Origin of the sequence: Halalkalibacter oceani (assembly GCF_040544555.1) — a bacterium.
Classification (GTDB): domain Bacteria; phylum Bacillota; class Bacilli; order Bacillales; family Bacillaceae_D; genus Halalkalibacter; species Halalkalibacter oceani.
In genome coordinates, this window is the sequence record NZ_JBEPKD010000043.1 from 1 (window position 1) to 13,363 (window position 13,363).

The window sequence follows — 13,363 nt, forward strand, 5'->3', positions numbered from 1 at the left end:
GTTAGCCTTTTGAGTGGCTCTTAGCCTGAAAGCGGAGCCGCAGGAAGGTCTTCAAATTCATGAGTGATGTTCTCATGAATTCCAGCGAGCGAAGCCAGGCGTTAAAGGCCGGTGTTAGCCTTTTGAGTGGCTCTTAGCCTGAAAGCGGAGCCGCAGGAAGGTCTTCAAATTCATGAGTGATGTTCTCATGAATTCCAGCGAGCGAAGCTAGGCGAAAAGGCCGGTGTTAGCCTTTTGAGTGGCTCTATTTTTTTAAGATAAGAAAGTATAAGATTTTCGGGTTGATTCGAGAAAAGCCGCTACGCGGTTTTTCTTAATGTCACGACTACAATCTCAGGCCGGTTGAAGATCCGTTGCGGAATGATGCTATTGCCGAGACCGCGGTTCACAATCATCGTTGCCCGTCCCAGTGTATGGCTGCCGGCTGTATAGGGAGGAAACCAGCCTTGGTTTGGAGCGACGAGTCCGCCAATGAAAGGCAGACGAAATTGGCCGCCATGCGCGTGACCGGAGAAAATAAGGTCAACTGGATAATCGGCATAGAGCGCAAGTTCCTCTGGTCGATGAGCCAGTAAAATTGTGAAGCGTTCTTCGTCCACTTTGTGAAAAGCCTGCTCAAGCATGTTCTCCGTTTGCTCACCTTGCGCCGGGTCATCGATGCCGACAAGCTGGATCGTATCCTCTCCGATCGCGAGCTCCGATGCTGTATTTCGCAATATGTGGACACCTGCGGCCGTTAACTGCTGTTCAAGCGATGAAAAGCGGCCGGATGACCATTCGTGATTGCCTGTTACGTAGTAAACAGGAGCGAGCTCGACCAGCTTTTCCATCAAGAGTAAGCTTGCCTCTTCATCGCCTTTAGCGGAATCAACAAGATCTCCGGTAAAAACGATGAGATCAGGCCGGGCGTCGGCAACTTTTTGTACAAGAGCCTGCTGCTCGCTGCCGAACCGTTTGTTATGTAAGTCGGATAATTGCACAATGCGGTACGCTGAAAAATTCAGCGGAAGACGCTCGGAATGAAGCGTTACTTCAGTCGTGACGAGCGAATTATTTTGCCAATGTGAGAACCAAAACAGGGATATAAGGATTGCAACTATTACAAGCAGGCGCTTCGTTATTCGTTTTTTCATTTTCTCACCTCATCTTGATAGTAGCACAGCGGGAGCAAAAAAAGGTATCAGATATAATCTCCTGATCGTCGTGCATTTCCGCGCAAAGCAAGGTAAACTGAATGAATGAAAAAGCTGGACAGAAGGAGATAGATTATGAAACAAACATTGAAGCAGAAACTGGCTGCCGCGACAAAACGGGAGAAGGCGGAGCTGGTTATTAAAAATGGAATAATTATTGATGTGTTTTCGTTAACCACATATGAAGCAGATGTCGCGATTACCGGTGGGGTGATTGTCGGTGTCGGCTCTTATGAGGGGGAAGTCGAAATTGATGCGGCTGGTGCATTTCTTGTGCCGTCCTTTATTGACGGTCATGTCCATATTGAGTCAGCAACGGTCACACCCGAGGAGTTTGCCAAGGTTGTACTCCCGCATGGGGTGACGACCGTGATGGCCGATCCGCATGAGCTGGCGAATGTAGGAGGCAAGGAAGCGGTTCGTTATATGCTGGAAGCAGCGAAAGATTTGCCGCTCGATATTCGCATTATGGTGCCCTCCTGCGTCCCGGCTGCGAGCTTTGAGCATAATGGGGCGACGTTAACCGCGAAAGAAGTTGAGGAGCTGTTTGATGAGGATCAGGCATATGGGCTGGCAGAAGTAATGGACTATCCGGCAGTATTTGCCGGAGAAGAAGAGATGGTCGCAAAGCTGGAGGCTGCGAGGAAGCGGCAAAAAGGAATCGACGGTCATGCTGCCGGTTTGGATGGCGATGGACTGAATGCCTATCGTGTGGCAGGAATTTCGAATGACCATGAAGCCGTCACTGCCGCCGAAGCAGAGGAACGCATCCGCCGAGGGATGTACATTCTCATTCGTGAAGGGACAGCCGCCAAGGATTTGGAGGCACTTCTTCCGGCGGTCACGACTGCCAACGCGAGACGATGCGTGTTCGCGACAGATGACAAGCATCTTGATGATCTTATCGATGAAGGAAGCATTGATGCCAGTGTGAGAAAGGCCGTTTCGCTCGGCCTCGATCCGCTCCAGGCGATTCAGATGGCGACCCTCAATGCGGCGGAGTGCTTTGGCCTACGGGAAAAAGGAGCGATCGCGCCAGGCTATGAAGCGAGTCTTTTGTTCCTGCGTGATCTGAAGACGCTGGACATCGAGCGTGTTTATGTGAAAGGGGAACTTATCGCCGAAAAGGGCGAGCTGAAAACGGTGTTACGCGAGCCAATCGCACCGCCGGACTTTCTCTTACACAGCATCAACGTAAAGCCGCTGGCGGATGATGCGTTTGCTTTGCCTGTTCGAGAGGAGGTGCAACCGGTTATTGGCGTCACACCGGGTTCGATCGTAACGAAGCATTTGCGGGAGCCTGTGGCTAGCCGCGATGGGCTTTTTCAGCCATCTGTTGCTAATAATCAGCTGAAGCTGGTCGTCGCTGAACGGCATCGGGCTCTCGGCCATGTCGGGGTCGGCATTGTCAAAGGAATTCCGCTCAAAAAAGGCGCGATGGCCGCAACGATTGCCCATGATTCTCATAATATTGTGGCGTGTGGAGCAGATGATGCGAGCATTCGTACTGCGATTGAGCAGTTGATCCGGATGAACGGTGGAATGGTGCTTGCTGAAGGGGAGAGCCTGATTGCCGGGCTTCCTTTGCCGCTTGGCGGATTGATGTCGATAGCACCTTACGAAGAAGTTTATCGCTCGATAAAAACGTTGGATGCCGGCTTAAAAGAGCTCGGCGTGGAGGAAGGGTGGAATCCGTTCTTGACCTTGTCTTTTCTCGCTTTGCCGGTTATCCCGGCGCTAAAGCTGACCGATTGCGGCTTGTTTGATGTTGAAGCGTTCAGGCATTTGTAAAAAGTTGATTTCAAGTGCGGCTGAGCGGATAAAATGATAGCGGGAAATATTAGAAGTAATGAGTGTAACCGCCGTGACCCTATAAAGCCCGTTGTGAGGAAGCTGCTGAAAAAGTACGATTTTCACTTTTTCAGCAGCTTTTTAGTAATGAGCGTAGCCGTTGCCTGATTTTGAAAGCCTTGCTACGAGTGGGTGTCTCGAAGCAAGGCGTGCAACGCGCGGAGCCATTACTCTTCTTCGAGTTACGGAAAAAGAGGTTTTTCAGTGGCCTCGTTGTGAGTGGGTTTCTCGCACCGGGCTTTTGGCGAGTGAAGCGCTCGTTTTTTCCCCTTAATCGAGAAGGAGATCAAAGTAGAGGCCAAGCTTTTGGATCGGATTTTTTAGATCGATCTCAGTCAGTTCCTTAATGCGTTTCAGGCGATAGTTTAGCGTGTTGACGTGAACATGGAGCAGAGAGGCGGCCTCATTCATATTGCCGTCCGTCAGCAAAAAGGCTCTTAGTGTGGCAAAAAGCTCCGTGCGATGTCGTTTATCGTAATGCTGCAAAATGGCCAGAGCGGGATGTTTCCCGACAGCCGCAGCCGCTTTGTGTCGCTGAAAAAACTCAACATAGCGCAGCACGCCAAGCTCATGAAAAAATAGCAGGCCTTCCGTTTCTTTCGGAAAGGCTTGTTTTAATTGAATCACCTTCTGCGCTTCTTCGTAGCTTTTTTTGATATAGTCATAATCATGATAGACAGAGCCCCAGCCAAGCGCAGCCGGAATAATGCTGAAACGCTCCGCGATCTGAGCCTGAAGGGTGGAACTGAAAGCAGTCAGCGCTTGCTGACTGCCTTTATCTTTTGCCGGCAGTCCGGTCAGAAAAATAATTTGATCGCCATCCTGGGCGGTGATGAAAAGCGTGATTTTCTGTGAGGTTTTCGCTGCATAGGTAATTTGCCGATAGAGCGTCTCGGATAATTTCGGGAAGCGCATGATCATCACCGAGAAGCCCATCTTCGGATGCATGCCGATCGCCTGTAAATCCTGCTTCATCTCCGTATAATCATGGACATCGCCGGTCATTAACTGCCAAAGGACATTCTGATAATTGCGCTCCTTCCGTTTCCGCTGCATATTAAGCTGAAGAAGCTCATTTTTCGCTTTGCTTGCTGCCGTTTTCAGCAGCTCGAGCTCATCTTTTGACAACGTGCGGCCGGACTCAGAAACCCAAATATAACCGAGAACTTCTTCATTTCTGCGAATCGAGACAGCGACGCGGCGCCCAAGCCCGATTTCCGTCATTTCCGAAATAATAACCGGTTCATTGCTCTGATTTAACGCCGGGATGACCCCTTCCTTCCAAAAACGGTTAATCACTTTTTCAGGGACTCTCCGCCCAATAATGGTCGCAATCCGTGCTGCATCGGTTTGATCGTCATGAGAGCTGTACGCCAGCAAATAGTGGTTGGCATCCTCCAGCGTAACCGGACACTGTAAGCACTCACTAATGGTATCAACAAACTCTTCCAATGAATCAAACGGACGATTGAACAGCTGGGCTTGATCCTGCATCGGCAAACTCCTTGTCTGATAAACTTTTATTCTGTTAGAATATCATATCTTTTTTTGCGGGGGAAGATAAGGTAGAAGACGAAGACAGATTGAAAATATTCTAATCCAAGGGACACAAGAAGGAGTTTTCAGAGAATTTGCCAGAAAATTAGTAAGGGTGATGGCATTAACAATAAGAAGTGCGATTGACTGGCTCACCCTTGAATTAATGAGAAAGCCTCAATTAGATGTTAAGGATATACTAGAGAACTGGTTACAATCTTTGATAAATCAACTAAAAGTTTTCGCTTGATAAGATTTTACACTTTTGCTCAATAACCTACTACTTTAGTAAAATAGATATTGGCGTTATTTTACTGGAGGTTAGGGTTAAAGAAAGCAAATTGGAATAAAAAATACGGCGATAAACTTGACTACTTATCAATTGACCAAGCTTTAAGAGCAATCGGGAAATAGGTGAAAGCTATGCTAGATTTAGAGTTACGTAAACGAAATGAAGAATTTATTGTTTGTTCATCGAAATATTGCTAATCAAGTGCCCACTGATGATGAGAGTTTTTCAGCCAGTCTTTTCTATGCTTTAAGACATTTAAATGTGAATGTAATTGTGTTTAAAGGCCATACTGATTGTGGGGGAGTCAAAGCAGCTTGGTCGGGCAATAATGAAGAAGAGCTCCGAGGTTGGATTGACAAGGTTAGAAAAAATTTGCCGGATCACAACTTGTTAAAAGATGTTTCGATGGATGAGTTAACTAGAGAAAATGTATTATCACAAGTTAAACAACTACAACAGCATCCGATCTATAAAAAATATGGGCAAGGTGTACAAATGATTGGTTGCTTGTTTCACGTAGAATCCGGAGAGCTTGAAAGGGTTTATCCTTTATAAAGTTATATAAAAAAATGAGTTTAATGTTTGACAACAAGACCGACATACTTTACTGTATACCCTGCGCGGTATAAAAAAGACCTAAAAGGAGAGATAACATGTTTGATTACACAATTGAAACATCGAACACGATGGAAGAAACAATTGAAAAGTTGAAAGCAACTCTTATGGAAGAAAAGTTTGGTGTCTTATGGGAGTTTGACATTCAAGCAAAGCTCCAAGAGAAAGGGTTAGAATTCAATGAACCGTATAAAGTTTTGGAAGTGTGTAATCCACATGAAGCGAAAAGAGTATTAGACAAAAATAAAATGGTTGGTTACTTTCTCCCTTGTAAAATAGTTGTGTATACAGACCAAGGAAAAACAAAAATTGGAATGCCGAAGCCATCTGCTTTAATTCAAAATGTAAATGATGAGGAATTGAATGAGATTGCCTTAGACATTGAAAAAAGATTGATGTCCGCTATAGATAAAAGTATTTAAGGGAAACAACCAATTTAAGTCTCTTGTGAAAGGTCATGACTTTTCATTAAGAGACTTCTTTATTGCTTGTTAAATAATAATTTCCATTTAAAAATTAGGCTTGACTATATACCTATAAGGGTATATTATATGAGTATAAACAACGAGGAGGGCAGATCATTGATAAAAAAATATTGGCATATCATAATCCCTATAACCATATTAATTGGCTTTTTTGGATATAAATTATCGCTTAATGCAGGGATAGATGAAATGAACACGGAACAATTAGCCAATTTAATGAATGAGCCACATGAAGATGTTTTCTTTGTGGACGTTCGTGAGTCTCATGAATTTAATGAAGGGCATATAGATGGTATGATGAATATTCCTTTAAGTACACTAGGTGATCAAACCGAACTTATTCCTAAAGATCAAACAATCGTCATCATCTGCCGCAGTGGGAACAGAAGTCTTCAAGCTGCAAATGCATTAACGGATCTTGGGTATCAAGATTTAGTCAGTGTAAAAGGCGGAATGCTTAAGCGGGAAGGCGAGGTTACAAAATAACTTCATAGGTGCTTATATGACGACATTCTTAATCGTATTAACAATTATCTTTACTCGCTTCTTATATAAAAGATATGTACCAGTTCTTGGTTTAAGTTGTGTTGAACTGGAGAAAATAAATGATCAAGATCATACTATCATTCTTGATGTAAGGGATTCTTCTATTGTTTATAAATCTCGGGTAGCAGGAGCTGTTAATATTCCATTAGCCTATTTAAAAAAGAACTACTATCTTTTTGAGGGGAACAGCATTTATATCATTGGTTCAGAGATGATTGATGTTAATGTAAGTGCCAGCTTCTTGAAGAATAAGGGGGCAAAAGTTAAAGGGTATTATCTGTATAATAATAAACAACCAACTAGGTTTAACTGTAGAAAAAGGAGGGAAATCCATGGAGTACAATGACAAAATGAAAAACAGAGTAAAACGTGTAGAAGGACAAGTCAGAGCGATTCTTAGAATGATGGAAGAGGGTAAGGACTGTAAGGATCTTGTCGTTCAGATGTCAGCCGCAAGAAATGCGTTGGACCGAACGATTGGTTTAGTCGTAAGCTCTAACTTAGAGCAGTGTGTCCGCGAGCAAATTGTAAAAGGCGAAGACACAGAAGCGCTTATTCAAGAAGCTGTGAACTTATTAGTAAAAAGCAGATAATAAAAAGATGATTGACAGGGGTGAGTGATATCAATTACAGTACCCCTATAGGTTTAAATGAGCTTTGCGAAACGAATTAAAAAGTTATTGACAAATTTTTTTATTCTTTTATAATACCTATAGAGGTATATGTATTGAAATGAAAAGGGAGGCTATCTAAATGAAGGCAGATAAAGTTCTTGATGCAAAAGGACTAGCTTGTCCGATGCCAATTGTAAAAACGAAGAAGGCAATAAATGAGATGGAATCAGGTCAGGTTTTAGAGATTCATGCGACCGATAAAGGAGCCAAAAATGACTTATCGGCTTGGGCAAAATCTGGTGGGCATGAGTTACTATCAGATACTGAAGAAGATAGTGTATTGAAGTTCTGGATTAAAAAAGGCTAACCAACCTATTTTTATGAAAGTTTATATACCTGTACTGGTATTAGTTAAGAAAAAACAAAGGAGTGAACAACATGACAGAAAAAAAGAAAACAACGATCATCTTATTTAGTGGGGATTATGATAAAGCAATGGCAGCTTTTATTATCGCGAACGGTGCTGCAGCCTATGATCATGAAGTAACAATTTTCTCAACATTTTGGGGACTAAACGCTTTTAGAAAGGATCAACACGTACCTGTGAAAAAAGGATTCTTAGAAAAAATGTTTGCGAAAATGATGCCACGAGGCGCTGATAACATGGGACTTTCCAATATGAACTTCGCCGGAATGGGGCCAAAAATGATTAAGCATGTTATGAAAAAACACAATGCTATGCCATTACCTGATTTAGTCGAAATGGCACAAGAACAAGGCGTAAAGTTAGTTGCTTGTACAATGACAATGGATCTATTAGGACTACAAAAAGAAGAGTTGATTGATGGTTTAGAATATGCTGGTGTAGCCGCATATTTAGCTGATGCAGAAGAAGGAAATGTGAACTTATTTATTTAACCCAAGGGGGTACTTAAATTGGATTTAGTCATAAATATTTTATTCGGTCTTATAGTAGCATTCTTTTTAATTAATAAGTTCATGCCTGTTAAAGGTGTAAAACAAATTTCAACGAGTGACCTTAAAAAAGAGTTAAAGAGAAAAGATGTTCAATTTATTGATGTAAGAACACCAGGTGAGTTTTCTAGAAACAAGATTAATATGTTCAAAAACATTCCACTCTATGAACTTTCTCAAAAAGGAAGTCAGTTATTAAAAGAGAAAGAGGTTGTTGTTATTTGCCAGAGTGGAATGCGCAGCAATAAGGCAACAAAACTTTTGAGAAAAATGGGTTTTCAAAAAATCACAAATGTAAAAGGCGGTATGAGCACTTGGAACTAACGTTAGGAGGAGATCAGTTATGAAAGAAATCACACCAAAAGAAGTAGAACGTCTCGTTAACCCCAATATTATTGATGTTCGTGAAACGGATGAGGTAGCAGCAGGGCATATTCCTGGAAGTGTAAACATCCCGCTTGGATTACTAGAATTTCGTCTACATGAACTAGACAAAACGAAAGAATATATTATTGTTTGTCGCTCTGGTGCTAGAAGTGGAAGAGCCACTGAGTTTCTGTCAAGTCAAGGGTTTCATGCTACCAATATGGTTGGAGGCATGATGAACTGGGAAGGTAACGTTCAGTAAATTTTTTTGAAATAAATTATACCTATATAGGTATTCATTCTGAGGAGGATTATTAATGGAAATGATTAAATATGATCAACTAGTAGATGCAAAAGGATTAGCATGTCCAATGCCAATCGTTCGTACAAAAAAAGCGATGAATGAGCTCGAACCAGGAAAAGTATTAGAAATTCAAGCAACAGATAAAGGATCAACTGCTGATATTAAGGCGTGGGCACAGAGCACTGGACATCAATATTTAGGAACGCTTGAAGAGGGTGAAGTGTTAAAACATTATCTGCGTAAGGCGACTGGGGAAGAAAAAGAAGAGAAGAAACACCCACATGTTGTAAACAACGAGGAACTTCAAGCGAAATTAGCTAACAATGAAGGGATTCTAGTGTTAGATGTACGCGAATCAGCTGAATATGCCTTCAATCATATTCCTGGTGCAAAATCTATTCCGCTTGGTGAACTTGAGAATCGTTTTAATGAACTAAGCGAGGATGCAGATATTTATGTTGTGTGTCGTACTGGAAGCCGTAGTGATTTAGCCGCACAAAAATTAACAGAAGCTGGATTTAAAACAGTTATTAATGTCGTACCTGGCATGAGTGAATGGGGTAACCCAACAGATAGTCTTAATAAATAGGAGGGGTCAACATGAATCAGATTACTGTTTATACATCTAATCACTGTCGTTATTGTGTGATGTTAAAAAACTTTTTATCAGATCAAAACATTTCCTATCAAGAAGTGAATGTAGAAACAAATCCTGCCATTATGCAGCAACTTGTAGAAAAAACAGGTCAATTAGGGGTTCCACAAACGGAAGTGAACGGCCAGTGGGTTGTTGGTTATGATCCAAATAGCATTATGTCAGCATTGAGAAAATAATAGGAGGTTGAAAGAAGATGAGTAGAAAATTAGCGATTATCGCAAGCAATGGTGGGTTATTTGATGCCTACAAAGTTTTCAATGTAGCAACAGCTGCAGCTGCAACAGACCAAGAGGTAGCGATATTCTTTACCTTTGAAGGTCTAAACCTAATTCATAAAGAAGCATACGGTAAATTACCAATGCCAGAGGGGAAAGAGCATTACCAAAAGGGTTTTGAGAAAGCAAATGTTCCTGCGATCCCTGAACTCGTGGCAATGGCACAAGAAATGGGTGTTAAATTGATTGGTTGTCAAATGACAATGGATGTTATAGAACTAGAAAAAGATGCATTTGTTGATGGAATTGAAGTGGGTGGAGCCGTTACATTCTTAGAATTCGCCAAGGATGCGGATGTAACATTAACGTTTTAATTAAATTTTTTTTAAAATAAAATATACTAACGGGGGTATAAAAATGTCAGTTAAAGCGATGAATTCAAAAGAAGTAGCAACAAAAGTAATCGAAAAGAAAGAGCTATTTATTCTAGATGTTCGGAATGAAGGTGATTTCGCAGATTGGAAAATCGAAGGAGAAAACTTTGATTACTTCAATATTCCTTATTTTGAACTATTAGATGGCGTAGAAGAAATCATGGATAAAATTCCAACAGATAAAGAAGTATTAGTTGTTTGTGCGAAAGAAGGTTCTTCCATGATGGTAACTGAGATGCTTTCTGATAAAGGGTTAGACGTAGCTTATTTAGAGGGAGGTATGAAGGCTTGGAGTGAATATCTAGAGCCAGTTAAAGTAGGGGACCTAAAAGACGGTGGTGAGCTATATCAATTTGTACGTCTAGGTAAAGGCTGTCTATCTTATATGGTTGTTTCCAATGGAGAAGCAGCCATAATCGATGCGACACGTATGGCAGATGTGTATGTGAACTTTGCTAAAGAAATCAATGCAAAAATTACACACGTATTTGATACTCATCTACATGCTGATCACATTTCTGGGGGAAGAAAAATTGCGGAAGCAACTGGTGCAACGTACTGGTTACCTCCGAAAGACGCAGGTGAAGTAGTGTTTGAATATGCAGCACTTGAAGGCGGAAATGACGTACAAATCGGGAACTCAACGATCAACATCCATGCTCTTTACTCACCTGGTCATACAATTGGTTCGACTTCATTTGTTATCGATGAAAAATATCTGTTATCCGGAGATATTCTATTCATTGATTCCATTGGAAGACCTGACCTAGCAGGCCTCGCTAAAGATTGGGTAGGCGATTTGCGAGAAAGTCTTTACACGCGTTACAGAGAATTATCTGAGGACCTTATTGTTCTTCCAGCCCACTTTATGATTATTGACGAATTAAATGAAGACGGTAGTGTTTCTGCAAAATTGGGTACTCTGTTTGCACAAAACCATGGGTTAAACATTGAAGACGAAAATGAGTTTAGAAAATTAGTGACGGAAAATTTACCGCCGCAACCAAATGCTTATCAAGAAATCCGTGAAACAAACATGGGGAAAATCAGTCCAGATGATGAAAAACAACGTGAAATGGAAATTGGTCCAAACCGTTGTGCTGTTCGATAATTAAAATATAAATTAGGAGGAATTTTAAGATGAACGTAGCAAAGTATTAGACGCAAAAGGATTAGCATGTCCAATGCCAATTGTAAAAACAAAAAGGGCAATTAATGAATTAGTTAGCAGGAGAGGTCTTAGAATTCATGCAAAGATAAAGGAGCAAAAAGTGGTCTTGTACCATGGGTAAAGTCAGGTGGTCATGAGGCAAAAAGATTCAGAAGATGATGGTGTACTAAAGTTCTGAATATAAGGGGACCAAATTGGTTCCCTTTTATAGTATAGGAGGCAAAACGAAATGGATTTACTATTTATCTTAACGATCTTTTTGATAGGGTTCATAGGTTCATATATATCCGGTATGGTTGGTATAGGTGGATCAATTATAAAATACCCACTGTTACTCTATATCCCTCCATTATTTGGAGTAGCAATATTTAGTGCGCATGAAGTTTCAGGAATCAGTGCGGTACAAGTTTTTTTTGCAACGATGGGTGGGGTATGGGCTTACCGTAAAGGTGGCTATTTAAATAAGACACTTATCACCTTTATGGGAGTAAGTATTCTAGTTGGTAGTTTTATAGGAAGTTATAGTTCGCGGATGATGTCTGGAGAAATCATAAACCTTGTTTATGGTATTTTAGCATTGCTTGCAGCGATTATGATGTTCCTACCCAAAAAGGGGAGAGATGATATTCCACCTGAGCAAGTGGCTTTTAATAAATGGTTAGCAGCATTATTTGCTTTTATTGTAGGTATAGGTGCAGGTATCGTTGGGGCGGCGGGGGCCTTTCTATTGGTACCAATTATGTTAGTTATTTTAAAGTTACCAACACGTGTGACGATTGCATCCTCTTTAGCCATTACGCTCATTTCTTCAATAGGGGCTACAGTTGGAAAAATATCAACTGGGCAGGTAGAATTTCTACCAGCGCTTATCATGGTTATAGCGAGTTTAATTGCTTCTCCATTGGGAGCAAAAATGGGGCAGAAAGTAAATACAAAACTTTTACAATGGATATTAGCACTGTTAATTTTGGGTACTTCAATAAAGATTTGGTTAGATATTCTTAGCTAGTAAGTATATTTGAAATTATAGGGAGACCCGGTCAACGGATCTTCCTATTTTGGTTAAATTAACAACCCATGGGATAAGCAATTATACATCTTTTAATATCTTCTAAGTTTCATTTTACCGTCCAGGGCTATGAACGTGGCTTTTTTCTGCGGCCAATGCCTCTGCTTTTGTAACATGAACAGTACCAAATGGATGATTTGGAGGTGCATATATCGAGTAGAGTTTAAGTGGAACATTGCCTGTATTGGTTAGATTGTGCCATGTACCAGCAGGAATCATTATTGCAGAATCATCATAGACATATTTTCTAAAGTTTAAATTATCTTCACTGTTACCCATCTGAACAATTCCCTGACCTTGTTCAATGCGTAAGAATTGATCAACGTTAGGATGCATTTCTATACCAATATCTTGACCAACATCGATACTCATTAAAGTAACTTGTAAATGTGATCCCGTCCATAAAGCAGTACGGTACGTATTGTTTTGCTTCGTTACTTCATTGATATTAACAACAAGTGGTTTTGGTCCATAATCTGTTAAAAAAAATCCTCCATGATTATTGAAAGAGCCTAAATCAGATCTGTTTACAGACCTAGTAACATTAGGAGTAGTCCAATGATCATAGTGTTTTTCATAATTATACTTTGGACCAATATAGTATGGATTTTGGTACGGATAAACATAAGGAACATGGTACATACTTCTCAATCCCTTCACAATTCTTTGTGATATTATCCTATGCACTTAGTTAAGGAAGTGTACCTACATATAGTACAACGATACTCTGCAATAAAAAACAATCATCATAGAAATGTAAGCAACATTATTGCTATTTTTTAAATTCAGTGAAGGTGAAGTATCTCAAGATTAGATAAACAGGAAAGGGTGAGACTGACTTTCCTGTTTACCTGAATTTTATTACGCTATGGAGCGGAACAACTGGCTTCTGGATAGAGAGGAGGCTAAGACGAACTTGGGTGTGGGTGGCCAAGTTCGTCTTTTCTTAGTGCGCCACGCATGGCGCGTAGCTAGGCGGTGAAAGTCCGCTATGGGGGCTGGCAGTTGCCAACCATTAGCCAAGAGCAAGGGTGTCCAT

The 13,363-nt window shown here is 41.1% G+C and carries 18 protein-coding genes and 1 pseudogene; 16 read left to right on the plus strand and 3 right to left on the minus strand.

Features of this window, described 5'->3' with window-relative positions; translation table 11 throughout:
* Positions 1 to 299: 299 nt before the first annotated feature.
* On the minus strand, positions 300 to 1,133 hold the full coding sequence (locus ABMB67_RS22635; protein WP_251224263.1) for a metallophosphoesterase: 834 nt from the start codon (positions 1,131 to 1,133) through the stop codon (positions 300 to 302).
* Positions 1,134 to 1,268: 135 nt separating this feature from the next.
* On the opposite strand from ABMB67_RS22635, the gene ade reads away from it, so the two are divergent.
* Positions 1,269 to 2,984, plus strand: coding sequence for an adenine deaminase (gene ade / locus ABMB67_RS22640; RefSeq protein ID WP_354573410.1), 1,716 nt, complete (start codon positions 1,269 to 1,271; stop codon positions 2,982 to 2,984).
* Between the two features lie 330 nt (positions 2,985 to 3,314).
* On the opposite strand, the gene ABMB67_RS22645 is transcribed toward ade, so the two are convergent.
* Positions 3,315 to 4,538, minus strand: coding sequence for a PucR family transcriptional regulator (locus ABMB67_RS22645; protein WP_354573411.1), 1,224 nt, complete (start codon positions 4,536 to 4,538; stop codon positions 3,315 to 3,317).
* A gap of 493 nt (positions 4,539 to 5,031) precedes the next feature.
* Here ABMB67_RS22645 and ABMB67_RS22650 point away from each other — a divergent pair, with 493 nt between their 5' ends.
* The 15 genes and pseudogenes from ABMB67_RS22650 (at position 5,032) to ABMB67_RS22720 (ending at position 12,264) form a co-directional block, all read left to right on the plus strand.
* Positions 5,032 to 5,427: a carbonic anhydrase gene (locus ABMB67_RS22650; RefSeq protein WP_354573412.1), complete on the plus strand. Its 396-nt coding sequence runs from the start codon at positions 5,032 to 5,034 to the stop codon at positions 5,425 to 5,427.
* A 98-nt stretch (positions 5,428 to 5,525) separates the two neighbouring features.
* The gene (locus ABMB67_RS22655) at positions 5,526 to 5,909 is read left to right on the plus strand and encodes a DUF302 domain-containing protein (RefSeq protein ID WP_035661023.1); all 384 of its coding nucleotides are present in this window, start codon (positions 5,526 to 5,528) and stop codon (positions 5,907 to 5,909) included.
* A gap of 159 nt (positions 5,910 to 6,068) precedes the next feature.
* On the plus strand, positions 6,069 to 6,458 hold the full coding sequence (locus ABMB67_RS22660; RefSeq protein ID WP_354573413.1) for a rhodanese-like domain-containing protein: 390 nt from the start codon (positions 6,069 to 6,071) through the stop codon (positions 6,456 to 6,458).
* Positions 6,459 to 6,474: 16 nt separating this feature from the next.
* On the plus strand, positions 6,475 to 6,864 hold the full coding sequence (locus ABMB67_RS22665; RefSeq protein ID WP_354573414.1) for a rhodanese-like domain-containing protein: 390 nt from the start codon (positions 6,475 to 6,477) through the stop codon (positions 6,862 to 6,864).
* Positions 6,851 to 7,111 (plus strand): metal-sensitive transcriptional regulator, encoded by a 261-nt coding sequence (locus ABMB67_RS22670; RefSeq protein ID WP_035661025.1) that lies wholly within the window; start codon positions 6,851 to 6,853, stop codon positions 7,109 to 7,111. The genes ABMB67_RS22665 and ABMB67_RS22670 overlap by 14 nt, the downstream gene beginning before the upstream one ends.
* A 160-nt stretch (positions 7,112 to 7,271) precedes the next feature.
* The gene (locus tag ABMB67_RS22675; RefSeq protein WP_251194746.1) at positions 7,272 to 7,499 is read left to right on the plus strand and encodes a sulfurtransferase TusA family protein; all 228 of its coding nucleotides are present in this window, start codon (positions 7,272 to 7,274) and stop codon (positions 7,497 to 7,499) included.
* A 71-nt stretch (positions 7,500 to 7,570) separates the two neighbouring features.
* Positions 7,571 to 8,050, plus strand: a complete 480-nt coding sequence (locus tag ABMB67_RS22680; RefSeq protein WP_251194745.1) for a DsrE/DsrF/DrsH-like family protein — start codon at positions 7,571 to 7,573, stop codon at positions 8,048 to 8,050.
* An 18-nt stretch (positions 8,051 to 8,068) separates the two neighbouring features.
* On the plus strand, positions 8,069 to 8,431 hold the full coding sequence (locus ABMB67_RS22685) for a rhodanese-like domain-containing protein (RefSeq protein ID WP_251194744.1): 363 nt from the start codon (positions 8,069 to 8,071) through the stop codon (positions 8,429 to 8,431).
* A gap of 19 nt (positions 8,432 to 8,450) precedes the next feature.
* Complete coding sequence (locus ABMB67_RS22690; protein ID WP_251194743.1) at positions 8,451 to 8,735, plus strand: rhodanese-like domain-containing protein; 285 nt, start codon at positions 8,451 to 8,453, stop codon at positions 8,733 to 8,735.
* 55 nt (positions 8,736 to 8,790) lie between these two features.
* Positions 8,791 to 9,366 carry a sulfurtransferase TusA family protein gene (locus ABMB67_RS22695; protein ID WP_251194742.1) on the plus strand — a complete coding sequence of 192 codons (576 nt, stop codon included), beginning with the start codon at positions 8,791 to 8,793 and terminating at the stop codon, positions 9,364 to 9,366.
* Between the two features lie 11 nt (positions 9,367 to 9,377).
* Positions 9,378 to 9,611: a glutaredoxin family protein gene (locus tag ABMB67_RS22700; protein ID WP_035661034.1), complete on the plus strand. Its 234-nt coding sequence runs from the start codon at positions 9,378 to 9,380 to the stop codon at positions 9,609 to 9,611.
* A gap of 17 nt (positions 9,612 to 9,628) precedes the next feature.
* Positions 9,629 to 10,024 (plus strand): DsrE/DsrF/DrsH-like family protein, encoded by a 396-nt coding sequence (locus tag ABMB67_RS22705; protein WP_251194741.1) that lies wholly within the window; start codon positions 9,629 to 9,631, stop codon positions 10,022 to 10,024.
* Between the two features lie 43 nt (positions 10,025 to 10,067).
* The gene (locus ABMB67_RS22710) at positions 10,068 to 11,195 is read left to right on the plus strand and encodes an MBL fold metallo-hydrolase (protein ID WP_354573416.1); all 1,128 of its coding nucleotides are present in this window, start codon (positions 10,068 to 10,070) and stop codon (positions 11,193 to 11,195) included.
* Between the two features lie 73 nt (positions 11,196 to 11,268).
* Positions 11,269 to 11,433 (plus strand): annotated as a pseudogene (locus ABMB67_RS22715) (sulfurtransferase TusA family protein).
* A gap of 51 nt (positions 11,434 to 11,484) precedes the next feature.
* Positions 11,485 to 12,264, plus strand: coding sequence for a sulfite exporter TauE/SafE family protein (locus ABMB67_RS22720; protein WP_251194739.1), 780 nt, complete (start codon positions 11,485 to 11,487; stop codon positions 12,262 to 12,264).
* Positions 12,265 to 12,378: 114 nt separating this feature from the next.
* Here ABMB67_RS22720 and ABMB67_RS22725 read toward each other — a convergent pair whose 3' ends face one another.
* Complete coding sequence (locus ABMB67_RS22725; RefSeq protein WP_251194738.1) at positions 12,379 to 12,966, minus strand: cupin domain-containing protein; 588 nt, start codon at positions 12,964 to 12,966, stop codon at positions 12,379 to 12,381.
* Between the last annotated feature and the right edge of the window lie 397 nt (positions 12,967 to 13,363).

Excerpts from the sequence above, each read along its gene's own strand:
- ABMB67_RS22700 (WP_035661034.1), top strand. The coding sequence starts at position 9,378 with ATGAATCAGATTACTGTTTATACATCTAATCACTGTCGTTATTGTGTG.
- ABMB67_RS22635 (WP_251224263.1), bottom strand. The coding sequence starts at position 1,133 with ATGAAAAAACGAATAACGAAGCGCCTGCTTGTAATAGTTGCAATCCTT.
- ade (WP_354573410.1), top strand. The coding sequence starts at position 1,269 with ATGAAACAAACATTGAAGCAGAAACTGGCTGCCGCGACAAAACGGGAG.
- ABMB67_RS22680 (WP_251194745.1), top strand. The coding sequence starts at position 7,571 with ATGACAGAAAAAAAGAAAACAACGATCATCTTATTTAGTGGGGATTAT.
- ABMB67_RS22655 (WP_035661023.1), top strand. The coding sequence starts at position 5,526 with ATGTTTGATTACACAATTGAAACATCGAACACGATGGAAGAAACAATT.
- ABMB67_RS22670 (WP_035661025.1), top strand. The coding sequence starts at position 6,851 with ATGGAGTACAATGACAAAATGAAAAACAGAGTAAAACGTGTAGAAGGA.
- ABMB67_RS22645 (WP_354573411.1), bottom strand. The coding sequence starts at position 4,538 with ATGCAGGATCAAGCCCAGCTGTTCAATCGTCCGTTTGATTCATTGGAA.
- ABMB67_RS22695 (WP_251194742.1), top strand. The coding sequence starts at position 8,791 with ATGGAAATGATTAAATATGATCAACTAGTAGATGCAAAAGGATTAGCA.
- ABMB67_RS22675 (WP_251194746.1), top strand. The coding sequence starts at position 7,272 with ATGAAGGCAGATAAAGTTCTTGATGCAAAAGGACTAGCTTGTCCGATG.
- ABMB67_RS22665 (WP_354573414.1), top strand. The coding sequence starts at position 6,475 with ATGACGACATTCTTAATCGTATTAACAATTATCTTTACTCGCTTCTTA.
- ABMB67_RS22705 (WP_251194741.1), top strand. The coding sequence starts at position 9,629 with ATGAGTAGAAAATTAGCGATTATCGCAAGCAATGGTGGGTTATTTGAT.
- ABMB67_RS22710 (WP_354573416.1), top strand. The coding sequence starts at position 10,068 with ATGTCAGTTAAAGCGATGAATTCAAAAGAAGTAGCAACAAAAGTAATC.
- ABMB67_RS22650 (WP_354573412.1), top strand. The coding sequence starts at position 5,032 with ATGAAGAATTTATTGTTTGTTCATCGAAATATTGCTAATCAAGTGCCC.
- ABMB67_RS22690 (WP_251194743.1), top strand. The coding sequence starts at position 8,451 with ATGAAAGAAATCACACCAAAAGAAGTAGAACGTCTCGTTAACCCCAAT.
- ABMB67_RS22720 (WP_251194739.1), top strand. The coding sequence starts at position 11,485 with ATGGATTTACTATTTATCTTAACGATCTTTTTGATAGGGTTCATAGGT.
- ABMB67_RS22725 (WP_251194738.1), bottom strand. The coding sequence starts at position 12,966 with ATGTACCATGTTCCTTATGTTTATCCGTACCAAAATCCATACTATATT.